A 22,331-nucleotide genomic window follows, 5' to 3' on the forward strand; every position below is an offset into this window, starting at 1 on the left:
GGCCCCGGCTACGGCCCGGGCCCCGGCGGCCCCGAAGCGCCGCCCGCCCCCCGGATGCCCGGCGGCCCCGGCGTCGGCACGCCCGTGGGCCACCCCGGCTACGCGGACATCGACGCCGGACCCGTCACCGAGGCCTTCCCCGCGTACGGCGGCCCGGTCGCCACCGGCGCCCCCGCCGGCCCCACCGGCGGCCCCGCCCTCGGCTCCGTACCCGTGGGCGGCCCGCGCGGCGGCGAGGTCCCCGGCTGGCCCGGACCCGAGCTGGACGATCCGCTCCCGCCGATCCCCGCCCCGGGCGGTCCGGGCCCGCGCCCGGCCCCGGGCCCGACGCCGGTCCCCGCCCCGGCCGCGGCCGCCCCCGCCCGCCCGAAGCCGGCCTCCATGACGCCGACCAAGGTCAAGAAGGGCCGTTCCAAGCTGGTCCTCCTCGGCGGCGGCCTCATCGCCCTGCTCGGCGTGGCCTATGGCGCCGGTCTGCTGCTCAACCACTCCGACGTCCCCAAGGGCACCACCGTCATGGGCGTCGACATCAGCGGCAGCCGCGACGAGGCCGTCGGCAAGCTCCAGACCGCCTTCGGCAACCGCGCCGCCTCCCCGCTCACGCTCAGCGTCGGCGGCAAGCAGGTCGAGCTCAAGCCCGAGAAGGCCGGCCTGAGCCTGGACGCCCAGACCACCGTGCGCAACGCGGCGGGCAGCGACTACAACCCCGTCACGGTCATCGGCTCGCTCCTCGGCAACGAGCGCGTCGCGGAAGCCGAGTTGCCGGTCGACAACGAGAAACTCCAGGTCGCGCTCCAGGAGCTGGCCGCGACCTCCGGCACCGCCACCGAGGGCACCATCACCTTCGACACGGGCAAGGCCGTCGCGGTCCCCGGCAAGCCCGGCACCACCCTGGACGCGGGCGCCTCCGCCGAACTGGTCAAGAAGGCGTTCCGCGAGCTGGTCGCCACCGGCAAGACCGCCCCGGTCGAACTCCCGGTCACCACGAAGAATCCTGCCGTCGACCAGGCCGAACTGGACCGGGCCATGAAGGAGTTCGCCGAGCCGGCGATGTCCGGGGTGGCCACCGTCAAGGCGGGCGGCAAGTCCCTCCCCTTCGGCCCCAAGTCCCTGCCCAAGATCCTCAGCATGCAGGTCGTGGACGGGCACCTGACCGAGAAGTACGACCTGGAAGCGCTCAAGGCGACGTACGGGAACACCTTCGACGGCGTCCTGATCATGCGCGGTACGGGCGAGAAGACGGCCGTCACCCCGCAGGACGTCGTCGGCGCCCTGCGCCAGGCGCTGCGCGGCAAGACCGCGGCCGAGCGGACCGCCACGATCAACACGAACGGCAGCTGACGACCGCTGCCGGCGACCGCCGGCGAGAGCCCCCGTCCCACCCCGGGCGGGGGCTCCCGCACGTCCGCGGCCCGGCCCGCCGCCGGGGGCCCTCGCCGGGCCGTCATGCCGGACGCATGACATCTGTCATCCACCGGTCACGACGGCGGACACTGCCGCGCGCACCCCCGAACGCGGGAACCTTCGGTCATGACGACGACGACCCCGGCGCACACCATCGCCGCCGCGCAGGACACCGGCCCCGGCGCCGCCCCCGTGGTGGCCTTCCAGAACGTGACCAAGAGCTACGGCGCGGTCCGCGCGGTCGACGGCCTCTCCCTCGAACTCCACCCCGGCGAGACCGTCGCGCTGCTCGGCCCCAACGGCGCCGGCAAGTCCTCCACCCTCGACCTCCTGCTGGGCCTGCGCCCCGCCGACTCCGGCACCGTCCGGCTCTTCGGCACCACCCCCCGCGAGGCGATCGCGGCCGGCCGGGTCGGCGCGATGCTCCAGAGCGGCGGCCTGATGGAGGACGTCACCGTACGGGAGATCGTCGCCCTCGGCTGCGCCCTGCACCCCCGCCCCCACCCGGTCGAGGAGGTGCTCGGCCGCGCCGGCATCAGCGAGATCGCCGACCGCATGGTCAACAAGCTCTCCGGCGGCCAGGAGCAGCGCGTCCGCTTCGCCCTCGCCACCGCCGGCCGGGGCGACCTGATCGTCCTCGACGAGCCGACCACCGGCATGGACGTCACCTCCCGCCAGGCCTTCTGGGCCACCATGCGGGAGCAGGCCGCCCAGGGCCGCACGGTCCTGTTCGCCACCCACTACCTGGAAGAGGCCGACGCGATCGCCGACCGCGTCCTGGTCCTCAACAAGGGCCGGCTGCTCGCCGACGGCACCGCCGCCGAGATCAAGGCGAAGGCCGGCGCCCGCCGGATCGCCTTCGACCTGGCCGCGGACGCCCCCGTGGACGACACGGCGCTGCGCGCCCTGCCGAGCCTGACCTCGTACGAGCGCCACGGCGACACGGTCCGGCTCCAGTCGCGCGACGCCGACGCCACCGTCCACGCCGTGTACGCGCTGGGGCTCTACCCCCGGAACCTGGAAGTCGCCGGGCTGGGCCTGGAGCAGGCCTTCATCGCCCTCACCGAGGCCGAGGAGGCCAAGTAATGCCGACCACCGGAACGCTCCAGCTCATCAAGCTGGAGATCACCCGCGCCCTGCGCAACAAGAAGTACCTGTTCTTCACCGTCCTCTACCCGGCCGCGCTGTTCCTGATGCTCGGCGGCACCCTGAGCGGCACCACCAAGGTCATGGGCACCGAACTGACCATGCCGGCCTTCTACATGGTCGCCATGGCCTCCTTCGGCGCGCTGACCGCCGTCCTGATGGGCAACAGCGAGCGCATCGCCAAGGAGCGCGAGAAGGGCTGGGTCCGCCAGCTGCGGCTGACCGCCCTGCCCGGCCGCGGCTACGTCCTCGGCAAGACCGCCAGCGCCGGCGTGCTCTCGCTGCCCGCCATCCTGGTCGTGTTCGCGGTCGCCGCCGGCGTCAAGGGCGTGCGCTTCGACGCCTGGCAGTGGCTGGCCCTGACCGGTTCCATCTGGGCCGGCAGCCTGGTCTTCGCCGCCCTCGGCGTGGCGATCGGCTACCTGGCGAGCGGGGACACCGTCCGCCCGATCACGATGCTCTTCTACTTCGGCCTGTCGATCCTCGGCGGCCTGTGGATGCCGACCGCGAACTTCCCGCAGTGGCTCCAGGACATCTGCGAGTGGCTGCCGACCCGCGCCTACGCGGGCCTCGGCCAGGCCATCGAGCTCGGCGGCGCACCCCACCTGAAGGACGTGGCGATCCTGGCGGTCTACTTCGTACTCTTCACCGGTGCCGCCGCCTGGCTGTACCGCAAGGACTCGCTGAAGGCATGACGGGTGTGACGAGCGTGATGGGTACGACGGGGACGACCGGTGGAACCGGCGCGGCGGAGCCGACGACCGGGACCGGCCCGCCGGGAACGAAGGACGGCCCCCGGGTCGGGCTCCGCCCCGAGAACCGCCGGCAGAAGCTGGTGAAGTCGCTGTGGATCAGCGTCTGGCTGTTCTACCTCAGCGCCCCCGTCACCGACCTGGTCAGCGGAGGACACAGCCTCGGGGCCAGGCTGCTCGGCGGCCTGGGCCTGGTGGCCTTCGTCGCCTGGTACCTGGTCCTGGTCTTCCGCACCGCCCGGCAGACCGAGACGCGGCGCGTGCTGCTCTCGGTGGCGGTCCTCTCCGCACAGGCCACGGTCCTGTCGCTGTCCCTGGGCCGCGAATGGCTCGTCCTCTTCGTCTACGTGGCGATCGCTTCCGGCGCCGCGCTGCCGGGGGAGATCTCCCGGTTCACGGTGCCCGGCGCGACCGCCCTGCTCGCGGTGACCGCCTTCGCGGTGCCGGGAGGCGAGGAGTACCTGGCCGGGCTCCTGATCCCTGCCCTGATGGGCGGGTTCGCGATGGTCGGCATCCGCGCGATGATCCGCACCACGATGGAACTGCGCGAGGCGCGGGCCACGGTGGCGCAGCTCGCCGCCAACGAGGAACGGCTGAGGATGGCCCGGGACCTGCACGACCTCCTCGGCCACTCGCTGTCCCTGATCACGCTCAAGAGCGAGCTGGCGGGACGGATGCTCCCGGACCACCCCGAGCAGGCCGCCCAGCAGGTGGCGGACATCGAACAGGTCAGCCGGCAGGCGCTGGTCGACGTACGGGAGGCCGTGAGCGGCTACCGGCGGCCGACCCTGCCGGGCGAAATGGCGGGCGCCCGCACCGCGCTGACGGCGGCGGGCGTGGCGGCGGACCTCCCGGCGGAACCGGTGGAGGACCTCCCCGAGGAAGTGGAGTCGGCGCTGGCCTGGTCGCTGCGCGAGGCCGTGACGAACGTGGTCCGCCACAGCGGGGCGAAGCGGTGCACCGTCCGCCTGGAGGTCCTGCAGACCCTGGCCGGACGGATCGTGGAGCTGTCCGTCGCCGACGACGGCGGGGGCGGACCGGCGGTGGCGGGCAACGGCCTGACGGGCCTCGCGGAACGCCTGGAGGCGGTGGGCGGAACCCTGTCGGCCGGATCCGCGGGCAAGAAGGGCTTCCGCCTGCTGGCCCGCGTCCCCCTAGGATCGGGATCATGACCACACGCCCCATCCGGATCCTCCTGGCGGAGGACCAGTCCATGGTCCGGGAGGCCCTCGCGGCCCTTCTCGGACTGGAGCCGGACATCGAGGTGCTGGCCCAGGTCGCCCGCGGCGACGAGGTGGTGCCGGCGGCCCGGGCCCACGACGTGAACGTCGCGCTGCTCGACATCGAGATGCCGGGGATGACGGGCATCGAGGCCGCCGCCGCCCTGCGCACCGCGGTCCCCGACCTCAAGATCGTCATCCTGACCACCTTCGGCCGCCCCGGCTACCTGCGCGGGGCGATGGAGGCGGGGGCCTCGGCGTTCCTGGTGAAGGACGCCCCGGCCGCGCAACTGGCCGCGGCGGTGCGCAAGGTCCTGGCGGGTGAGCGCGTCATCGACCCCACCCTGGCGGCGGCGGCCCTCGCGGAGGGCGCGAACCCTCTGACGGACCGCGAACGGGAGGTCCTGCGCGCGGCCGAGGGCGGGGCCACGAACGCCGAACTCGCCGCCCGTCTCCACCTCTCCCAGGGCACGATCCGCAACTACCTCTCGATGGCCATCCAGAAGCTGGCCGCCCGCAACCGCGCGGACGCCATACGCGTGGCCCGCGAGAAGGGCTGGCTGTAGCCGGTCCGGCCCCTCGGGCCGAGGCTCCCTCGGCGAGGCACCCCCAGCTAGTTGAGCAGCGCGCGGGCGGACAGGGCCTCGCCCCGGATCCGCGCGGCGGCCGGCGGATCGATCGCGTCGACCACCTGCGCGTACGACTCCATCTCGGCGGCGCCGGAAGCGAACTGCCCCCGCTCCACCAGGAGCTTCGCCCGCTCGTACCGCAGCGACGCCGGATGCGAGGGCAGCAGCAGCGACAGCTCCAGCGCCCACAGCGCCACCCCGGAGTGCTCCGGCCGGGCCGAGGCCCACGCCCTGACGTTGTTCAGGATCCGCAGCACGATGTCCAGCGTCCGCGCGGGCGTCCGCGGCTCGGCCGCCTGCTCCGCCGGCCCGGCCCCCAGCGAGGCGCCCCCGGCGAACGGGTCCACGACGAGCCCCTCCTGCGGATCGCCGAACCCCACCACGAAGTGCCCCGGCAGCCCCAGCCCGTACACCGGCGCGCCCGCGCGCCGCGCGACCTCCAGCCAGACGACGGACAGGAGGATCGGCAGGCCCCGGCGGCGCCGCAGCACCTCGTGCAGCAGCGAGGACGACAGCCGGTCGTAGTCCGCGGGCGTGCCGTGGAAGCCCATCCGCCCGCCCAGCAGCTCCGTCACCGCCGAGGCCCACGCCTTCCCGCCGCGCAGCCCGTACGGCAGCAGCCCCGCCAGCCGGTCCAGCTCGATCTGGGCCCAGTCCATGGCCTGTTCGTCCAGCTCCGGGTCCGCCTCCGCGGCCAGCAGCAGGCACAGCAGCGCCAGGTCCGGCCGCTCCGAGCGGGCCTCCTGCGCGAACCGCGCCCGGGACTGCGCGCTCATCGCCCCGCCCCCGCCCCGCGGCGGAAGTGGTGGTACGCGTGGTGCGTCGCGAAGCCCAGCCCCTCGTACAGCGCCAGCGCCGCCGTGTTGTCCGCCTCCACCTGCAGCCACGCCGCCGAAGCGCCCTCCTCCAGTGCCCGCCCGGCCAGGACCGCCATCACCGCGGTGCCCAGCCCCCCGCGCCGGTGCCGCGGATCCACCTCGACCGCGGCGAAGCCGGCCCACCGGCCGTCGACCACCAGCCGTCCGATCGCCCGCCCGGGCAGCGTCGCGAACCACACCGACGGCCCCGCCACCAGCACCCGCCGGGCCACTTCCGGGTCCTTGACCCGCCCGTACATCGCGAGCCACTCCTCGTCCGGGACCCGGCTCAGCCGTACCCCGCAGGCGCTCGCCCCCGGGTCCACGTCCGCGAGCGGCGCCAGCGCCGCGATCCGGACCTGCGCCGAGACCTCGTTCACCCAGCCCCGGCGCTCCAGCTCCGCGCCCAGCAGCTCCTGGGTGCCGACCGCGCCCGTCGCCGTCTGCACGTACGCCGGAAGTTCACGCTCCGCGTACCAGGCCGTCACCCGCGCGAGTGCTTCGTCCAGGGGAATCCCCGGGTCGCCGAGCGGCAGCACGGAGTTGGCCCGCCGGGTGAAGCCGCCGGCCGCGCGCAGCGTCCACTCGCCCAGGCGCTCGCTCTCCAGCGGCTGCCAGGCCCGCGCCCCGACCCGCGCCAGCTCCTCGAAAGAGGCCGCGGGGCCCCGCCGCCGGGCCGGCGCCGGGGGCACGATCTTGCCCGCCACCAGCGAGGATTCCGGGATGTGGACGATCTCGCCGCTCTTTCGTGTGATCGTCAGCACACCTTGGTCCCAGGATGTGAGAACCCCTACCGTGTCAGTGAACGACGGCGCTTCGTCCGCCGCGCCCTCCACCCGTCGTACAGAGACTCGTTTACCCACGTCAGCCGGGGTGATACGGATCTCCAGCAGCCCACCGGCAGTGATTTCCACAGCTCTGTCCGCCCCTCCTGTTCGGATCGTGCCCGGGAACGGAGATACTAGGCGTGGGCATCGACGACGCCGCGCTCCCGCGCGATATGGAAAGCCCTACCGAGGAGGAACGAGAGCGTGACCTACGTCATCGCGGAGCCTTGTGTCGACGTCAAGGACAAGGCATGCATCGAAGAGTGCCCCGTCGACTGCATCTACGAGGGCCAGCGGTCCTTGTACATCCACCCGGACGAGTGCGTCGACTGTGGTGCGTGTGAGCCGGTCTGCCCGGTCGAGGCCATCTTCTACGAGGACGACACTCCGGAAGAGTGGAAGGACTACTACAAGGCGAACGTCGAGTTCTTCGACGAGCTCGGTTCGCCCGGTGGTGCCTCCAAGCTGGGCCTGATCGAGCGCGATCACCCCTTCGTCGCGGCGCTTCCGGCGGACATCAACCCGAGTCACTGACGACGGTCGTACCGCCAGAACCGCCCCTCGGTCCCGTACGGCCCCCGTGCCGCGCGGGACCGAGCCGTTTCGCCCGCAGCGCCGGCACCAGGCACCAGTAGAGAGCAGAGAACACCGTGGCCGCAGTATCCGCACGTCTTCCCGCCTTCCCCTGGGACAAGCTGGAGCCGTACAAGAGGACGGCGGCGGCCCACCCGGACGGCATCGTCGACCTGTCCGTGGGCACGCCGGTGGACCCGGTCCCGCAGCTGGTCCAGAACGCCCTCGTCGCGGCCGCGGACTCCCCGGGCTACCCCACGGTGTGGGGCACCGTCGCGCTGCGCGACGCGATCACCGGCTGGGTCAGGGGCCGCCTCGGCGCGAGCGGCGCCACGCACCATAACGTCCTGCCGGTCGTCGGCTCCAAGGAGCTGGTGGCCTGGCTGCCGACCCAGCTGGGTCTGGGCGCCGGGGACAAGGTGGCCTACCCCCGGCTCGCGTACCCCACCTACGAGGTGGGCGCGCGGCTGTGCGGGGCCGAGGCGGTCGTCTACGACGACCCGACCGAGCTCGACCCGGCCGGCGTGAAGCTGCTGTGGCTCAACTCCCCGTCCAACCCCACCGGGAAGGTCATCCCGAAGCAGGACCTGGTCCGGATCGTGGCCTGGGCGCGCGAGCACGGGATCCTGCTCTTCAGCGACGAGTGCTACCTGGAGCTCGGCTGGGAGGCCGAGCCCGTCTCCGTCCTGCACGACGAGGTCTGCGGCGGCTCGTACGAGGGCATCGTCGCCGTCCACTCCCTCTCGAAGCGCTCCAACCTGGCCGGCTACCGGGCCGCGTTCATCGCCGGTGACGCCGAGGTGCTCGGCGAGCTGCTGGAGATCCGCAAGCACGGCGGCATGATGACCCCGGCGCCGGTACAGGCGGCCACGGTCGCCGCGCTCGGCGACGACGCGCACGTCGAGGAGCAGCGCGGGCGCTACGCGGCGCGGCGCGAGGCGCTGCGGGCGGCGCTGGAGGCGCACGGCTTCCGGGTCGAGCACAGCGAGGCCAGCCTGTACCTGTGGGTGACCCGGGACGAGGCCTGCTGGGACACCGTCGCCCACCTCGCCGAGCTGGGCATCCTGGTCGCGCCGGGCGACTTCTACGGCGAGGCGGGCGCGGAGTTCGTCCGCGTGGCCTTCACGGCGACGGACGAGCGCGTCGAAGCGGCGGTCAAGCGCCTCGCCGCCTGATCGCGCAGCGGTGAACGGCCCGAGGGGCCGGGAGTTCGCACTCCCGGCCCCTCGGTGTTCCTGCGCGTGCGGCGGGTCAGCCGCCCAGCGGGAGGCCGCCCAGCGGCAGCCCCTGGGTGGGGAGCGCACTGGTCAGGCCGCCGGTCGGGAGGCCCTCGGTGGGCAGGCCGCCGGTCGGCAGCGAGCCGGTGGGCAGGGTGTCGGTCGGCAGTCCCTTGGCTGCCGGCAGCCCGCCGAGCAGGCCGGTCGCGGTGTCGGTGACCTGGGCGGGGGCGCCGGGTACGGCCTTGGCGGCGGTCTCCGTCGCGCCGGTGGCCGCGGCCTCACCGGTGCCGACCACGTCGCCCGCGTGACCGGCGGCGTCCGGGCTGGTGAGCGCGCCCAGCTGCGGCACGGACTCCAGGCCCGCGGCGCTGGCCGCGCCGGCCGCACCGACCACGGGAGCTGCCCCGGCTGCGAGCAGCAGCGCGGTACGGGCGATCCGGCGGGTCAGGGGGAGGGACATGATGCTCCTAAGCGGTAGCGGCTGAGTACGCCGTGTACAACCGCTCGGGGGGCGGGTGGAGTTGCGGAGACCCCGGGTAAAGGATCGGTAACGCATCGTTTAATCGGCCTGCGCCGCGAGTGCGTCGGAACCGGGCCGACCAGCGGTTCCGCCCTCCCGGGGGCGGATCGGGCCGCCCCCCGGCCGTCCCCCGCACGAGGGACGCCTCGTACGGGCGAGCCCACGGCGCAAGCGGTGCGTCACTGGGCCACGAAGATCCGTACCGAGCCGTCCTCCGCGCGGTGCGGGTCGGGGGCCCCGGCCTTGCCCTGCGGACCCGTGGGGCCGAGCCGCTGCCACTCGCCCCGCGCCTGGCCGGCCACCCAGCTCGCCGGGCCGTACGAGACCCGCACGACCCCCGTCCCGCGCGAGTTGGCCAGCGCCCAGCCGGCCATCACCTTGCTGCCCCGCGCCGCGGAGGCGCCGCCGTCCTTCTTCTCGACGAAGGTCACCTCGGCCTCCGTGACCTTCCCGGCCGCGTTCTGCGTACGGCGCGGCTCCGCCGGAGCGGTGTGCGTCCTGCTCTTGGCGAAGATCCGGGTGAGCTCCGTGCGCACCTTCTCCGGATCGCCCGGCGCGGTCGGCGCGGGGCCGCCGCACGCCAGCTCGCCGTCCCCGGCGAAGGCCGCCGCGATCACGACCGCTTCCGGCTCGTGCTTCGCGTACGCCTCGGGATAGCCGCTGCGCTGGACCTCCTGCGCGGCCTCCGTCAGCGGGAGATCGGCGTACCCCTTGACCTGGACGAGGTGGTCGTAGAACTTCCCGGCCGAATACACCGGGTCCATGATCTGCTCCTCGGTGCCCCACCCCATCGAGGTCCGCTGCTGGAAGAGGCCCAGCGAATCCCGGTCGCCGTGGGGGAGGTTGCGCAGCCCCGACTCCTGCATCGCGGTCGCCAGCGCGATGGTCAGGGCCCGGTCCGGCAGGCCCTTGGCCACGCCGACCGCGGCTATGGTCGCCGCGTTGCCCGCCTGCTCCGGGGTCATGTCCACCCCCCGGGGGCTCGTCCGCGCACTGGCCGTGCAGTGCGGGGCCCCGCCACCGCCGTTCGTCGTGTTGTACTGCACGGCGAAGTAGCCGATCAGCGCGAGCAGCACCAACACACCGGCGCACGTGAGCAGCGGCCGACGTCGGCGACGGGGACGGGGGGGATCGTTCCGGGTCACGGCGCCCACCGTACTTGAGCCATGCGACGCGTCCACCGGCCGGACGTGAGAGCTTCGCCGCAGTCCTGGGCGCTAGGGTCGGGACCATGTCCGAATCCGAGCTGGACCTCACCCTGGACGCCGCCGAGCTGACCGCCCGGCTCGTCGACATCCCGTCCGTGAGCGGCGACGAAAAGGTCCTCGCCGACCTGGTGGAGCACGCGCTGCGCGCCCTGCCGCACCTCACGGTCGACCGGTACGGCAACAACGTGGTGGCGCGCACGAACCTCGGCAGGGCCGAGCGCGTCGTCCTCGCCGGTCACCTCGACACCGTGCCGATCGCCGACAACGTCCCGTCCCGCCTGGACGAGAACGACGTCCTGTGGGGCTGCGGAACGACCGACATGAAATCCGGCGTCGCCGTGCAGCTGCGCATCGCCGCGACCGTGCCCGAGCCCAACCGCGACCTCACCTTCGTCTTCTACGACCAGGAGGAGGTCGCCGCCGACCTCAACGGCCTCGGCAAGGTCGCCGCGGCCCACCCCGACTGGCTGACCGGCGACTTCGCGGTCCTGCTGGAGCCTTCGAACGCGGAGGTCGAGGGCGGCTGCCAGGGCACCCTGCGCGTCCTGCTCCGCACGTCCGGCGAGCGCGCCCACTCCGCGCGCAGCTGGATGGGCTCCAACGCCATCCACGCGGCGGCCCCGATTCTCGCCGAACTCGCGGCGTACGAGCCGCGCAAGCCGGTGATCGACGGCCTGGAGTACCACGAGGGCCTGAACGCGGTCCGCATCGAGGGCGGCGTCGCCAACAACGTCATCCCCGACGCCTGCACGGTGACGGTCAACTTCCGCTTCGCCCCGGACCGCAGCATGGACGAGGCGATCGCCCACGTCCGCGAGGTCTTCGCGGACTGCGGCGTCGACGAGTTCGTGATCGACGACTTCTCGGGCGGCGCCCTGCCCGGCCTCTCCCACCCCGCCGCGGCGGCGTTCATGGAGGCGGTCGGCGGCCGCGCGATGCCCAAGTTCGGCTGGACGGACGTCTCCCGCTTCAGCGCCCTCGGCGTCCCGGCGGTCAACTACGGGCCGGGCGACGCCCTGCTGGCCCACAAGGTCGACGAGCGCGTGGAAACGAAGGCCATCCTCCACTGCGAAGAACGACTCCGTGCCTGGCTGACCTCCTGAATTCCGCTTCTCGTCACCTTTGTGCGCCTAATCTGATCCAACGATCAGCAGGAGGGAGCACATCATGGGCAACTCCAGCACTTCCGACGGATCCGCCCGTCGGCGGCCCGAGGAGCAGCAGCTCGGGCCCGTGCTGCGCAGGCGGAGCCAGGTGCAGGCGGGCAGTACGACGGACCAGCGGCTGCTGGATTCCGCCGGGCCCTCCGAGTGGGTGCACACCGATCCCTGGCGGGTCCTGCGCATCCAGTCGGAGTTCATCGAGGGCTTCGGCACGCTGGCGGAGCTGCCGCCGGCGATCAGCGTGTTCGGCTCGGCCCGTACGCCCGCCGGATCACCCGAGTACGAGGCCGGCGTGCGGATCGGCGGCGCGCTGGTCGAGGCGGGCTTCGCGGTGATCACGGGCGGCGGCCCGGGCGCGATGGAGGCGGCCAACAAGGGCGCCCGGGAGGCGAACGGGATCTCCGTGGGCCTGGGCATCGAGCTGCCCTTCGAGCAGGGGCTCAACCAGCACGTGGACCTCGGGCTGAACTTCCGGTACTTCTTCGTCCGCAAGACGATGTTCGTGAAGTACAGCCAGGGCTTCGTGGTCCTGCCGGGCGGACTCGGCACGCTGGACGAGCTGTTCGAGGCGCTGACCCTCGTCCAGACCCAGAAGATCACCCGGTTCCCGATCGTGCTGTTCGGGTCGGAGTACTGGTCCGGTCTGGTCGACTGGCTGAAGAACACGGTGATCGCGCAGGGCAAGGCCTCGGAGCGCGACCTCTACCTCTTCCACGTCACGGACGACGTGGACGAGGCGATCGCGCTGGTGACCAAGGAAGTCGGCAAGTAGCCGCGGCGGCCGCCCCGCCGCCCCCGCGAGCCCCCGGCGGGCCACCGCCGGGGGCGCTCGGCGCCGTTCGGCTCAGGCCAGGCCCCGGCGGGCCACCGCCGGGGGCGCTCGGCGCCGTTCGGCTCAGGCCAGGCCCCGGCGGGCCACCGCGGGCGGCCGGTGCCCCTGGATCGTACGGACCATGTCCAGGATCTGCTTGGTCTCCGCGACCTCGTGCACGCGGTAGACCTGGGCGCCGAGCCAGGCGGAGACCGCCGTCGTGGCCAAGGTGCCCAGCAGGCGCTCCTTGACCGGCTTGTCGAGGGTCTCGCCGACGAAGTCCTTGTTGGACAACGAGACCAGTACCGGCCAACCGGTGTCCGTCATCTCGCCCAGACGGCGCGTGGCCTCCAGCGAGTGGCGGGTGTTCTTCCCGAAGTCGTGGCCCGGATCGATCATGATCGCGTCCCGGCGGACCCCGAGCGCGGCCGCCCGTTCGGCCAGCCCGACCGTGACCCGCAGGATGTCCGCCATCACGTCCTCGTAGGCGATCCGGTGCGGCCGGGTGCGGGGCCGGACCCCGCCCGCGTGGGTGCAGACCAGGCCTGCGCCGTACCGCGCCGCGACCTCGGCCAGCTTCGGGTCCACCCCGCCCCAGGCGTCGTTCAGCAGGTCGGCCCCGGCCTCGCAGACGGCCTCGCCGACCTCGTGCCGCCAGGTGTCCACGCTGATCACCACGTCCGGGTGGCGGCGCCGGACCTCGGCCACGAAGCCGACCGTGCGGCGGGCCTCCTCGGCGGCGTCCACGTGCTCGCCCGGGCCCGCCTTGACCCCGCCGATGTCGATGATCGCGGCGCCTTCGGCGACCGCCTGCTCGACCCGGTCCAGCGCGGGCTCGTCGCGGAACGTCGCCCCCTGGTCGTAGAAGGAGTCAGGAGTCCGGTTCACGATGGCCATGATCACCGGCTCGTGGGTGTCGAACTCGCGCCCGCCCAGTCGCAGCATCCCGTTCTTTCCTCCTCCGGCGGCCCTCGCGCCTCGCTGCGACCTTAACCTGGAGCCCGGTGGCCCGATGTCTCTCAGGGAGTTGCTCGTGTTCTGGTTCTTGCTGATCGCGCTGGTCGTGGTCGTCGCGGCGGTCACCCTGGCCGTGGTGGGCGGTGGTTCCGAGGCCGTACTGCCGGAGGCGGAGCCGGACCGGGTGGCCGACGCGCTGCCGGAGAGCCGCCCGGTCGTACGGGCCGACATCGACGCCCTGCGCCTGCCGGTCGGGCCGCGCGGCTACCGGATGGCCGAGGTGGACGACGTACTGGAGCGGCTCGCGGCCGAGCTCGCCGAGCGGGACGCGCGGATCGAGGAGCTCACGGCGGCGGTCGCGCACGGCCGTGCGCAGGCCCCGGACGCAGCGGTCGACCTGCACAAGGACGCCGGCCAGGAGGAACGGTGACGGCGATCGCGGGTCCGGACGGGGGCCTTCGCTGCCCCTGGGCGCTGGCCACCGAGGACTACATCGCCTACCACGACACGGAGTGGGGCCGCGCGGTCCACGGGGACGACGCGCTCTACGAGCGGCTGTGCCTGGAGGCCTTCCAGTCGGGGCTGTCCTGGCTGACGATCCTGCGCCGGCGCGAAGGCTTCCGTACGGCGTTCTCGGGGTTCGTGATCGCCGAGGTCGCCGCCTTCGGGCCGGCCGACGCGCAGCGGCTGCTCGCCGACGAGGGGATCATCCGCAACCGCGCCAAGATCGAGGCCACGCTCGCCAACGCGAAGGTGCTGGCGCAGTGGGAGCCGGGCGACCTGGACGCGCTGATCTGGTCGCACGCGCCGGAGCCGGGCCGCCCGGCACCCGCGACGATCTCCGAGGTGCCGGCGGTGACGCCCGAGTCCACGGCCCTGGCCAAGGCCCTGAAGAAGGCCGGGATCCGCTTCGTCGGGCCCACCACCGCCTATGCGCTGATGCAGGCCTGCGGGCTGGTCAACGACCACCTGGCCGCCTGCGCCGCCCGCGACCCGGACTGAGGCGGACCGGGGCGGGCAGGCGGCGCAGGGCGCGCGGACTCAGCGGCCCAGGTACTTCGGCGGCTGCTTCGCGAGGAAGGCCTGGACGGCGATCGAGTGGTCCTCGGAGGCGCCCGCGCGGGCCTGCAGGGTGTCCTCGTGGTCCAGCGCCTCGGACAGCGAGTGCGAGGCCCCGTACGCCAGGGACTCCTTCAGCGCCGCGTAGGCCACCGTCGGGCCCTGCGCCAGGGTGCGGGCCACGGCCTCGGCCTCCGCGTGCAGGGAGTCCGAGGGGACCAGGCGGTTCACGATGCCGAGCTCGTACGCCTCCTGCGCCTTCACCGAGCGGGGGAAGAGCAGCAGGTCGCCGGCGCGGGAGGCGCCGATCAGCCGGGGGAGGGTCCAGGAGACGCCCGAGTCGGCGGTCAGCGCCACCCCCGCGAAGGAGGTGTTGAAGGAGGCCGTGTCCGCGACGACCCGGAAGTCCGCCGCCAGCGCGAAGCCGAAGCCCGCCCCGGCCGCCACGCCGTTGACCCCCGCCACGACCGGCTTGGGCATCTCGGTCAGGGCGCGCACGATCGGGTTGTAGTGCTCCGCGACCGTGTTCATGGTCAGGGAGGATCCGCTCTCGCGGTCCGCCGCCAGGTTCCCGATGTGCTCCTTGAGGTCCTGGCCCACGCAGAACGCCCGGTTGCCGGCCGCCGTCAGCAGCACCGCGCGGACGGCCGGATCGGCGGCCGCGGCCTGGACGGCGTCGCGCAGGGCGACCTTGGCCTCGGTGTTCATCGCGTTCATGGCGTCGGGACGGTTGATCGTGATCTTCGCGAGTCCGTCGGTCACTTCGTAGAGCACGCTGTCGGCCATGGCAGGGGGTCCCCCTTCGTCGCAGGCTTGGCTACCGGCCGGTACCGGCCGGTGCAAGGGCCAGCATGGCGGACCGGACCGCTCCGGGGCATGTGATGTGCGTCAAAGAAAGCGGAGGGCGGACGCCGGGTGCGACGGCGAAGTATCGCAGGCACGTCCCCGAAATGAGTGGTTTTGGTCGAGCGCGTTGCGCAAGCGTTCCCTGCCGATGTTGGTCATCGGGTCCTGACATGCGGGATAATGGCCAAGAAGCAATGTGTTCGATGCCGGGTTCCAGGCGCCTGAATGGGGCCGTCGGCTGACGATGAGCTGGTTTCAGGAAGGGGAACGAGCATGGCGGCCATGAAGCCGCGGACGGGCGACGGCCCGCTCGAGGTCACCAAGGAGGGGCGGGGCATCGTCATGCGCGTACCGCTCGAGGGCGGCGGTCGGCTCGTCGTCGAGCTGACCCCGGACGAGGCGGACGCCCTGGGTGACGCCCTGAAGAAGGTCGTCGGCTAACCCGTCGGCAGCCCGCAGTACCCGTATTCTCTGCGCCGCCCCGGCCGCTCCCCAGCGGTCGGGGCGGCGTTGTGTCATGTCCCGGTCCCGACCGGGACCGGCCGGCCCCTGGCCGGCACGGCCCTCGGCGGTACGCCCGCCCTCATCTTCCTGCCGCCGAGCTGAGCCGAGCCGGGCCGGGCGGGGTCGTCGCCGGGGCCCGGGGGACTCAGCGCCGGACCGCGCAGAGCAGGCCGTCGCCCACCGGGAGCAGGGCCGCCTCCAGCGCCGGGCTCTCGCGGACGCTGCGCAGCAGCTCCCGTACGCGCAGCACCTCGGTCTGCTGGGCCGCCCCGTCGACGGTGCGGCCGTCGGAGAAGACCCCCTCGAAGCAGACCAGCCCGCCGGGGCGCAGCAGGCGCAACGATTCGGCGAGGTAGTCGAGGGACTCGGAGGGGTCCCCGTCGCAGAAGACGAGGTCGTACCCGCCGTCGGCGAGCCGGGGGAGCACGTCGAGCGCGCGGCCGGGGATGAACCGGGCGCGGTTGCCCGCGAAGCCGGCGGCGCGGAAGGCCTGGCGGGCGAAGGCCTGCCGGTCGGCCTCGGGGTCCACGGTGGTCAGCACCCCGTCGGGGCGCATGCCGTGCAGGAGGTGGATGCCGGAGACGCCGGTGCCGGTGCCGATCTCGGCCACCGCCTTGGCGTCCGCGGTGGCGGCGAGCAGGCGCAGCGCGGCCCCGGTGCCCGGGGAGACGGACCGAAGGCCCGCTTCCCTGGCCCGGTCGCGGGCCCACCGCAGAGCGTCGTCCTCGGCGACAAACGCGTCGGCGAACGCCCAGCTCGTCTGCCGGTTGCCGGTAATGACCCTCTCCTGTCCCCATAGTTGGCGCAACGGTGACTGTATCCGCTGACGTCGGGAACCCGCAGATGGGACCGGGCGTTGGAGAAAACGGCGGCGGATTGAACCAGCGCGGCGAAAAGGGGCGTATGGGCGGGCCGCGGCCGGGATAGATGGGGCGGCAGTGGGCAGATCGACGGCCCGGCCCGTCGCGGGCACGTGCAAAGTTACTGCAAAAACGCTTATCCGGAGCTGACGGGAGGGGTGGCTATGGTAGGGACTCCACTGGACACCACCAGAGCCGACAGGGGAGGTGCGGCTGCGCCTGTGGATCGTGGGGGCGTGTTCAGACGCCTCTTCTGGTCGGCGGGCGAGCCGAAATCCGTGACCGACATTGCTGACCGCTTCCACACCGCTGCCACCGCAACCACCGCGACCTTTGCCGCCGATGCGGGCACCCAGGCGTGGACGCCTCCTTCATGGGAGGAGATCGTCAGCACGCACAGTGCGCGGGTCTACCGCCTCGCCTACCGTCTGACGGGCAACCAGCACGACGCGGAGGACCTGACCCAGGAGGTCTTCGTCCGCGTCTTCCGTTCGCTGTCCACGTACACGCCGGGCACCTTCGAGGGCTGGCTGCACCGGATCACCACCAATCTCTTCCTCGACATGGTCCGCCGCAAGCAGCGGATCCGTTTCGACGCGCTCGCCGACGACGCCGCCGAGCGGCTGCCGAGCCGTGAGCCGTCCCCGCAGCAGGTCCTGCACGACACCCACTTCGACGCGGACGTGCAGCAGGCGCTGGACACCCTCGCGCCCGAGTTCCGCGCCGCCGTGGTGCTGTGCGACATCGAGGGCCTGTCGTACGAGGAGATCGCCGCGACGCTGGGCGTGAAGCTCGGCACCGTGCGCAGCCGTATCCACCGGGGCCGCTCGCACCTGCGCAAGGCTCTCAAGCACCGGTCCCCCGAGGCCCGGGCCGAGCAGCGGGCGCTGGCGGGAGCGGCGGTGGGCGCGCCGGGTGCCGGGGGAGAGGGCGGAACCGAGTGAGCGGAGTCAGTCCCTCTCCTGCCGAACAGCACCTGGGCGACCGCCTCGCCGCCCTGGTCGACGGGGAACTGAGCCATGACGCGCGCGAGCGGGTCCTGGCGCATCTGGCCACGTGTGCCAAATGCAAGGCCGAGGCCGACGCGCAGCGCCGCCTGAAGAGCATGTTCGTCGAGAGCGCGCCGCCGCCGCTGTCGGCCGGGCTGCTGGCCCGCCTGCAAGGGCTGCCGGGCGGCGGTCCCGACGGGCCCTCGGGTCCCTCCTCCGGTCCGCCGGCCCCGCCGGGCGCGGAGCTCTTCGGGTACGTGGCTCCGGCCGCGCCGCAGCAGGGCTTCCGCATCCACGAGGTGGGCCGGCCGCGGCGCCGTTTCGCGTTCGTGGCGGCCGGGGCGGTCTCGCTCGCCGCGATCGCGCTGGGCGGCTCGCTGCCGGTCGACTCCCTGGAGCCGACCGTACGGGGCGAGGTCCCGGCGACGCGTCCGGGCCCGGCCGTGTCGGTGACGGACGCGGTGGTCCGCGACCGGGCTCCCGGTCCAGGCCCCGGTGCCGGCTTCGTGGCGGGCCCGCGCCCCACGGCTCCCCTTCCCCCGGTGCATCCCTCGATCTCGCCCCGCCCGGTCTCGCTGACCCGCTGAGCCACGGGGACCGGGGGCGGAGCCCCCGGTCGGCGCGGGACCTGGTTGAATCTGCGGCAGATGCGCCGCCCGGCGGTGCTACAGGTACCTCCCCCAGCGCCGCCGGGGGACCCCCAGGGGAGCGCCCATGGCCGACCAGCAGCCGTCCGAGACGGCCCCGAAGTGGTGGAGCCGCCCCGCCGCCCCGCGAGCCGAAGCCCAGGCGGACCCCACCGCGTCGGCCGGGCCCGTGCCCTCGCGGCCGGACTCCGCTCCGTCGGCCGAGCCCGCGCCCCCGGCGCCCGGGGCCGCGGCGGTGCGGTACGACCCCTGGGGAGTGCAGCCCCTCCAGGTCACCGACCGGGGCAAGGCGGCCGGCGCCGGCCACTTCGTACGGATGCGGCACGCCCTCGCGCTGGGGCTCGGCATCGCCCTGCTGGCCGGAGGCATCGGCGGCTGGCTCGGCGTGCTCGCGGAGCGGCAGAGCAGCACCCGCCTCGAACTCCCCCAGGCCGGCGTCGAGAGCAAGAACCGCGCCCCCGAGAGCGTGGCCGGGATCGCCGCCACCGCCCTGCCCGGTGTCGTCACCCTCCACGTGCGCGGCAGCGCCGGCAGCGGTACCGGAACCGGGTTCGTCCTCGACGGCCAGGGCCACATCCTCACCAACAACCACGTCGTCTCCGACGCCAAGGACATAACGGTCACCTTCAGCACCGGCGAGAGCGTCACCGCCGAGCTGGTCGGCCGCGACAGCGGCTACGACCTGGCCGTGGTCAAGGTCGACGGCGTGCGGGGCCTGAAGCCGCTCTCCCTCGGGAACTCCGAGAACGTGAAGGTCGGCGACCCGGTCGTGGCCATCGGCGCCCCCTTCGACCTCTCCAACACCGTCACCGCCGGCATCATCAGCGCCACCGGCCGGCCCATCACCGCCGGCGGGGACAAAGGCGACGGCAGCGACATCAGCTACGTCGACGCCCTCCAGACCGACGCCCCCATCAACCCCGGCAACTCCGGCGGCCCGCTCCTGGACGCCAAGGCCCGCGTGATCGGCATCAACAGCGCCATCCGGGGGGCCGACACAGGCGCCGATGGCGCAGAGCGGGCCAAGCAGAGCGGCAGCATCGGGCTCGGCTTCGCCATCCCCGTCAACCAGGGCAAGCGCGTCGCCGAGGAGCTGATCCGCACCGGCCGCGCCACCCACCCCGTCATCGGCGTCACCCTCGACATGGAGTACACCGGCGACGGGGCCCGCGTCGGGACCAAGGGCGAGGGCGGCAAGCCCGCCGTCACCCCCGACGGGCCTGGGGCCAAGGCGGGAATCCAGGGCGGCGACGTGATCACCAAGGTGGACGGCGTACGGGTGCACGGCGGCGACGAACTCGTCATCAAGATCCGTGCCCACCGCCCGGGCGATCCCCTCACCCTGACGGTCCTGCGCGACGGCCGGGAGCGCACCCTGGAACTGGTCCTCGGTTCGGCGAACGGATCATGACCAGCCGGTGAATCCCGGGCCGATGCCGCACCGATGTACGGGCCCGCCGACAAGGCCGGGTACCGTGTGTCGTGGCCCGAAGTGAAAAGAGCCGAGGAGCGGCAAGGTGTTCAACGACATAGGCGCACTCGAACTGGTCACGATCGTGGTGCTCGCCATCCTCATCTTCGGTCCGGACAAGCTCCCCAAGGTGATCCAGGACGTCAGCGGGGTCATCCGGAAGATCCGCGCGTTCTCCGACAGCGCGAAGCAGGACATCCGCTCCGAACTCGGTCCCGAGTTCAAGGACTTCGAGTTCGAGGACCTGAACCCGAAGACGTTCCTGCGCAAGCAGCTGGGCGAGAACGAGGACCTGAAGGAGATCCGCAGCAGCTTCGATCTCCGCAAGGAGCTGAACGACGTCACCGACGCCGTGAACAGCCGTGCGGCGGACCCCGCCCCGGCCGCCTCCGCCGCCACCGGCCCGGACCTGCTGAAGAAGCCCGCCGCCCCGGCCGCCGAGCAGCGCACCCCGTACGACGCCGACGCCACCTGAGACACCCCTCGTTTCGAGCTTTCCGGGCGATTCTGGGTCCGGTGGCTATCCTCCATGAGTCCGGACCCAGGACGCCCCAGGGTGGGGGTCCCCCCGACGACATGTGGGGGAGGGCGCGTTCCGGACCCCACGGAACGAGAGGCCGCATCGATGGAGACGACGAGCAGTAGCCGGGTAGGGGTGCAGCCCGCCGAGGCGCCCGCTCCCGCTGCCGCACCTGCCGCACCGGCCGCGCAGCCGCAACCCGCGTCGGCCGAGACGGCCGCCGCACCCCAGCAGCCGGAGCCCGCGCAGCCCGAGCCCGCGCAGCCCGAGGAGGCCGCCACGCCCGTGCGGGCGGCCCGCCGGACCGCGGAGGGCTACCTGCGGGCCACATTCCCCTGGTACGGGCTGGACGGGGCCTTCAGCGGCCCGCGCTGGCTCATGCAGGTGGGCACCGGGGCCGACGGCACCGTCGAGCACGGCTCCACCGGCCACGGCGACGAGCCCTCCGCGCGCGGCGAGCTGGCCACCGGGGAGAAGGAGCGCTTCGCGGTGGTCGTCACCGTCGCGAGCAACCCGCTGCGCCGCAGCAGCGACGGCACCGGCGTCCTGGAGGCCACCTCGGTCTCCTCGGCCGCCTGGCTGGCCGGCTCGGGGCTGCTGGCGTACAGCTGGCCGGGCCAGATGGACCACACCCTGCGCGACGACTGGCTGGACCAGCAGACCGAGGCCGCCTGGGAGCTCGCCGACGACCTCGCGGGCCCGGACTGGTCGACGCTGTCCCTCCCGGTCGACGGGGAGCCGACGCCGTTCCACTACCGCGAGTCGGAATTCGGCTGGGTCCTGGCCGGGTCGACGAAGGACGGGGTGCACCTGGGCGCGTACGGGCGCGGGATGAGCGCGTACGGGCTCGGCTTCTCGGTGATCGCGGATCTGGCCGCGTACGCGTAGCCCCGTACGAGGAGTCCGCGTACGCGCGGTCCGCACACGGGAAAGGGCACCGCCGGTCGGCGGTGCCCTCCTCGTGTGCGGCGATCAGAACTTGTTGCGCGGGGTGATGCCCAGCGACATGCCGGCCAGGCCGCGGGCCCGTCCGCCCAGCTTGCCGGCGATGGAGCGCAGCGCCGCGCCGGCCGGGGAGTCGGGGTCCGAGAGGACGACCGGCTTGCCCTCGTCGCCGCCCTCGCGCAGCCGTACGTCGATCGGGATCGAGCCGAGCACCGGGACCGTCGCGCCGACCGTCTTCGTCAGGCCGTCGGCGACCTTCTGGCCACCGCCCGAGCCGAACACGTCGACCATCTCGTCGCAGTGCGGGCACGGCAGCCCGGACATGTTCTCGACGACGCCCACGATCTTCTGGTGCGTCTGCACCGCGATCGAGCCGGCCCGCTCCGCCACCTCGGCCGCCGCCTGCTGCGGGGTGGTCACGACCAGGATCTCCGCGTTCGGCACCAGCTGGGCCACCGAGATCGCGATGTCGCCCGTACCCGGCGGCAGGTCCAGCAGCAGCACGTCCAGGTCGCCCCAGAACACGTCCGCCAGGAACTGCTGGAGCGCCCGGTGGAGCATCGGGCCGCGCCACACCACCGGCGCGTTGCCCGGGGTGAACATGCCGATGGAGATGACCTTCACGCCATGGGCCGACGGCGGCATGATCATGTTCTCGACCTGGGTCGGGCGGCCTGCCACGCCCAGCATGCGCGGCACGCTGTGGCCGTAGATGTCCGCGTCGACGACGCCGACCTTCAGCCCGTCCGCGGCCATCGCCGCTGCCAGGTTCACCGTCACGGACGACTTGCCGACACCGCCCTTGCCGGAGGCCACCGCGTAGACGCGGGTCAGCGAGCCCGGCTTGGCGAAGGGGACCTCGCGCTCGGCGGTGCCGCCGCGCAGGGTGGCCGCCAGGTCCTTGCGCTGCTCGTCGCTCATCACGTCCAGCGTGACCGCGACCGAGGTCACGCCCGCGACCCGCTCGACGGCCTCGGTGACGTTCTTGGTGATCGTCTCGCGCATGGGACAGCCCGACACCGTGAGGTAGACCGTGACCGCGACCTCGCCGCCGTCGCCGATCTCCACCGATTTGACCATGCCGAGCTCGGTGATCGGCCGGTGGATCTCGGGGTCGTTCACCGTCGCCAGCGCGTCGAGGATCGCGTCCTGCTCAGGCACGGCGGCGGAGCTTGTGTCGGTAGCCATGCCCCGATGGTACGG

Annotated in this window: 25 protein-coding genes; 17 read left to right on the forward strand and 8 right to left on the reverse strand. The window is 73.2% G+C overall.

Annotated features, from left to right (window positions below):
• The 5 genes from ACS04_RS05470 to ACS04_RS05490 all read left to right on the forward strand — a co-directional run.
• On the forward strand, nucleotides 1-1,341 hold a 1,341-nt coding region (locus tag ACS04_RS05470; RefSeq protein ID WP_048475367.1), incomplete at its 5' end, for a peptidoglycan binding domain-containing protein.
• A gap of 189 nt (nucleotides 1,342-1,530) precedes the next feature.
• The gene (locus ACS04_RS05475; protein WP_078864459.1) at nucleotides 1,531-2,490 is read left to right on the forward strand and encodes an ABC transporter ATP-binding protein; all 960 of its coding nucleotides are present in this window, start codon (nucleotides 1,531-1,533) and stop codon (nucleotides 2,488-2,490) included.
• Nucleotides 2,490-3,245: an ABC transporter permease gene (locus ACS04_RS05480; RefSeq protein WP_048475368.1), complete on the forward strand. Its 756-nt coding sequence runs from the start codon at nucleotides 2,490-2,492 to the stop codon at nucleotides 3,243-3,245. The genes ACS04_RS05475 and ACS04_RS05480 overlap by 1 nt, the downstream gene beginning before the upstream one ends.
• Nucleotides 3,242-4,474 (forward strand): sensor histidine kinase, encoded by a 1,233-nt coding sequence (locus tag ACS04_RS05485; protein ID WP_245236288.1) that lies wholly within the window; start codon nucleotides 3,242-3,244, stop codon nucleotides 4,472-4,474. The genes ACS04_RS05480 and ACS04_RS05485 overlap by 4 nt, the downstream gene beginning before the upstream one ends.
• Nucleotides 4,471-5,088: a response regulator transcription factor gene (locus ACS04_RS05490; RefSeq protein WP_048475369.1), complete on the forward strand. Its 618-nt coding sequence runs from the start codon at nucleotides 4,471-4,473 to the stop codon at nucleotides 5,086-5,088. Before ACS04_RS05485 ends, ACS04_RS05490 begins: the two co-directional genes overlap by 4 nt.
• A 47-nt stretch (nucleotides 5,089-5,135) precedes the next feature.
• Here the strand turns inward: ACS04_RS05490 and ACS04_RS05495 are convergent, their stop codons facing one another.
• Nucleotides 5,136-5,927: a transglutaminase-like domain-containing protein gene (locus ACS04_RS05495; RefSeq protein ID WP_048475370.1), complete on the reverse strand. Its 792-nt coding sequence runs from the start codon at nucleotides 5,925-5,927 to the stop codon at nucleotides 5,136-5,138.
• The gene (locus tag ACS04_RS05500; protein ID WP_078864463.1) at nucleotides 5,924-6,922 is read right to left on the reverse strand and encodes a GNAT family N-acetyltransferase; all 999 of its coding nucleotides are present in this window, start codon (nucleotides 6,920-6,922) and stop codon (nucleotides 5,924-5,926) included. The genes ACS04_RS05495 and ACS04_RS05500 overlap by 4 nt, the downstream gene beginning before the upstream one ends.
• A 117-nt stretch (nucleotides 6,923-7,039) precedes the next feature.
• Between ACS04_RS05500 and fdxA the strand changes: the two genes are divergently transcribed.
• Both fdxA and dapC read left to right on the forward strand, forming a co-directional pair.
• On the forward strand, nucleotides 7,040-7,369 hold the full coding sequence (gene fdxA, locus ACS04_RS05505; protein WP_048475372.1) for a ferredoxin: 330 nt from the start codon (nucleotides 7,040-7,042) through the stop codon (nucleotides 7,367-7,369).
• 116 nt (nucleotides 7,370-7,485) lie between these two features.
• Complete coding sequence (gene dapC, locus ACS04_RS05510; protein WP_048475373.1) at nucleotides 7,486-8,583, forward strand: succinyldiaminopimelate transaminase; 1,098 nt, start codon at nucleotides 7,486-7,488, stop codon at nucleotides 8,581-8,583.
• A gap of 76 nt (nucleotides 8,584-8,659) precedes the next feature.
• On the opposite strand, the gene ACS04_RS05515 is transcribed toward dapC, so the two are convergent.
• Together ACS04_RS05515 and ACS04_RS05520 are read right to left on the reverse strand one after the other, a co-directional pair.
• Nucleotides 8,660-9,088 carry a hypothetical protein gene (locus ACS04_RS05515; protein ID WP_048475374.1) on the reverse strand — a complete coding sequence of 143 codons (429 nt, stop codon included), beginning with the start codon at nucleotides 9,086-9,088 and terminating at the stop codon, nucleotides 8,660-8,662.
• Nucleotides 9,089-9,327: 239 nt separating this feature from the next.
• Entirely contained in the window at nucleotides 9,328-10,293 is a 966-nt protein-coding gene (locus ACS04_RS05520; protein ID WP_078864469.1) for a hypothetical protein, read from the reverse strand.
• 86 nt (nucleotides 10,294-10,379) lie between these two features.
• On the opposite strand from ACS04_RS05520, the gene dapE reads away from it, so the two are divergent.
• Both dapE and ACS04_RS05530 read left to right on the forward strand, forming a co-directional pair.
• Nucleotides 10,380-11,459, forward strand: coding sequence for a succinyl-diaminopimelate desuccinylase (dapE, locus tag ACS04_RS05525; RefSeq protein WP_048475375.1), 1,080 nt, complete (start codon nucleotides 10,380-10,382; stop codon nucleotides 11,457-11,459).
• 64 nt (nucleotides 11,460-11,523) lie between these two features.
• Nucleotides 11,524-12,291, forward strand: coding sequence for an LOG family protein (locus ACS04_RS05530; RefSeq protein WP_048475376.1), 768 nt, complete (start codon nucleotides 11,524-11,526; stop codon nucleotides 12,289-12,291).
• A 123-nt stretch (nucleotides 12,292-12,414) separates the two neighbouring features.
• Here ACS04_RS05530 and folP read toward each other — a convergent pair whose 3' ends face one another.
• The gene (gene folP, locus ACS04_RS05535) at nucleotides 12,415-13,275 is read right to left on the reverse strand and encodes a dihydropteroate synthase (RefSeq protein WP_048475377.1); all 861 of its coding nucleotides are present in this window, start codon (nucleotides 13,273-13,275) and stop codon (nucleotides 12,415-12,417) included.
• 82 nt (nucleotides 13,276-13,357) lie between these two features.
• Here folP and ACS04_RS05540 point away from each other — a divergent pair, with 82 nt between their 5' ends.
• The gene (locus ACS04_RS05540; protein ID WP_048475378.1) at nucleotides 13,358-13,717 is read left to right on the forward strand and encodes a DivIVA domain-containing protein; all 360 of its coding nucleotides are present in this window, start codon (nucleotides 13,358-13,360) and stop codon (nucleotides 13,715-13,717) included.
• Complete coding sequence (locus tag ACS04_RS05545) at nucleotides 13,714-14,289, forward strand: DNA-3-methyladenine glycosylase I (protein ID WP_048475379.1); 576 nt, start codon at nucleotides 13,714-13,716, stop codon at nucleotides 14,287-14,289. Before ACS04_RS05540 ends, ACS04_RS05545 begins: the two co-directional genes overlap by 4 nt.
• Nucleotides 14,290-14,328: 39 nt before the next feature.
• Here the strand turns inward: ACS04_RS05545 and chcB are convergent, their stop codons facing one another.
• Entirely contained in the window at nucleotides 14,329-15,132 is an 804-nt protein-coding gene (gene chcB, locus ACS04_RS05550; RefSeq protein WP_048475380.1) for a 2-cyclohexenylcarbonyl CoA isomerase, read from the reverse strand.
• A gap of 333 nt (nucleotides 15,133-15,465) precedes the next feature.
• Here chcB and ACS04_RS36060 point away from each other — a divergent pair, with 333 nt between their 5' ends.
• Complete coding sequence (locus tag ACS04_RS36060; protein ID WP_003966491.1) at nucleotides 15,466-15,633, forward strand: DUF3117 domain-containing protein; 168 nt, start codon at nucleotides 15,466-15,468, stop codon at nucleotides 15,631-15,633.
• A gap of 208 nt (nucleotides 15,634-15,841) precedes the next feature.
• On the opposite strand, the gene ACS04_RS05555 is transcribed toward ACS04_RS36060, so the two are convergent.
• Entirely contained in the window at nucleotides 15,842-16,504 is a 663-nt protein-coding gene (locus tag ACS04_RS05555) for an O-methyltransferase (RefSeq protein ID WP_030153432.1), read from the reverse strand.
• Between the two features lie 216 nt (nucleotides 16,505-16,720).
• On the opposite strand from ACS04_RS05555, the gene sigE reads away from it, so the two are divergent.
• From sigE to ACS04_RS05580, 5 genes are all read left to right on the forward strand, one after another.
• Nucleotides 16,721-17,500: an RNA polymerase sigma factor SigE gene (sigE, locus tag ACS04_RS05560; RefSeq protein WP_078864465.1), complete on the forward strand. Its 780-nt coding sequence runs from the start codon at nucleotides 16,721-16,723 to the stop codon at nucleotides 17,498-17,500.
• On the forward strand, nucleotides 17,497-18,132 hold the full coding sequence (locus ACS04_RS05565; protein ID WP_048475381.1) for a zf-HC2 domain-containing protein: 636 nt from the start codon (nucleotides 17,497-17,499) through the stop codon (nucleotides 18,130-18,132). Before sigE ends, ACS04_RS05565 begins: the two co-directional genes overlap by 4 nt.
• Before the next feature lie 127 nt (nucleotides 18,133-18,259).
• On the forward strand, nucleotides 18,260-19,603 hold the full coding sequence (locus tag ACS04_RS05570) for a S1C family serine protease (RefSeq protein ID WP_048475382.1): 1,344 nt from the start codon (nucleotides 18,260-18,262) through the stop codon (nucleotides 19,601-19,603).
• 106 nt (nucleotides 19,604-19,709) lie between these two features.
• Nucleotides 19,710-20,138, forward strand: a complete 429-nt coding sequence (locus tag ACS04_RS05575) for a sec-independent translocase (RefSeq protein ID WP_048475383.1) — start codon at nucleotides 19,710-19,712, stop codon at nucleotides 20,136-20,138.
• A gap of 150 nt (nucleotides 20,139-20,288) precedes the next feature.
• Complete coding sequence (locus ACS04_RS05580) at nucleotides 20,289-21,071, forward strand: hypothetical protein (RefSeq protein ID WP_209441633.1); 783 nt, start codon at nucleotides 20,289-20,291, stop codon at nucleotides 21,069-21,071.
• An 84-nt stretch (nucleotides 21,072-21,155) separates the two neighbouring features.
• Here ACS04_RS05580 and ACS04_RS05585 read toward each other — a convergent pair whose 3' ends face one another.
• A complete protein-coding gene (locus ACS04_RS05585) occupies nucleotides 21,156-22,316 on the reverse strand; it encodes an Mrp/NBP35 family ATP-binding protein (protein ID WP_245236290.1) in 1,161 nt (386 codons plus the stop codon).
• Nucleotides 22,317-22,331 lie beyond the last annotated feature (15 nt).

The sequence above is a fragment of the Streptomyces roseus genome, from assembly GCF_001044425.1.
Taxonomy (GTDB): Bacteria; Actinomycetota; Actinomycetes; order Streptomycetales; family Streptomycetaceae; genus Streptomyces; species Streptomyces roseus.

Coding starts and splice junctions, on each gene's coding strand:
- ACS04_RS05480 (WP_048475368.1), top strand. CDS start 2,490: ATGCCGACCACCGGAACGCTCCAGCTCATCAAGCTGGAGATCACCCGC.
- ACS04_RS05485 (WP_245236288.1), top strand. CDS start 3,242: ATGACGGGTGTGACGAGCGTGATGGGTACGACGGGGACGACCGGTGGA.
- ACS04_RS05515 (WP_048475374.1), bottom strand. CDS start 9,088: ATGTCCCTCCCCCTGACCCGCCGGATCGCCCGTACCGCGCTGCTGCTC.
- ACS04_RS05585 (WP_245236290.1), bottom strand. CDS start 22,316: ATGGCTACCGACACAAGCTCCGCCGCCGTGCCTGAGCAGGACGCGATC.
- ACS04_RS05495 (WP_048475370.1), bottom strand. CDS start 5,927: ATGAGCGCGCAGTCCCGGGCGCGGTTCGCGCAGGAGGCCCGCTCGGAG.
- chcB (WP_048475380.1), bottom strand. CDS start 15,132: ATGGCCGACAGCGTGCTCTACGAAGTGACCGACGGACTCGCGAAGATC.
- sigE (WP_078864465.1), top strand. CDS start 16,721: ATGGTAGGGACTCCACTGGACACCACCAGAGCCGACAGGGGAGGTGCG.
- ACS04_RS05530 (WP_048475376.1), top strand. CDS start 11,524: ATGGGCAACTCCAGCACTTCCGACGGATCCGCCCGTCGGCGGCCCGAG.
- ACS04_RS05490 (WP_048475369.1), top strand. CDS start 4,471: ATGACCACACGCCCCATCCGGATCCTCCTGGCGGAGGACCAGTCCATG.
- ACS04_RS05570 (WP_048475382.1), top strand. CDS start 18,260: ATGGCCGACCAGCAGCCGTCCGAGACGGCCCCGAAGTGGTGGAGCCGC.
- ACS04_RS05475 (WP_078864459.1), top strand. CDS start 1,531: ATGACGACGACGACCCCGGCGCACACCATCGCCGCCGCGCAGGACACC.
- ACS04_RS05580 (WP_209441633.1), top strand. CDS start 20,289: ATGGAGACGACGAGCAGTAGCCGGGTAGGGGTGCAGCCCGCCGAGGCG.
- folP (WP_048475377.1), bottom strand. CDS start 13,275: ATGCTGCGACTGGGCGGGCGCGAGTTCGACACCCACGAGCCGGTGATC.
- dapE (WP_048475375.1), top strand. CDS start 10,380: ATGTCCGAATCCGAGCTGGACCTCACCCTGGACGCCGCCGAGCTGACC.
- ACS04_RS36060 (WP_003966491.1), top strand. CDS start 15,466: ATGGCGGCCATGAAGCCGCGGACGGGCGACGGCCCGCTCGAGGTCACC.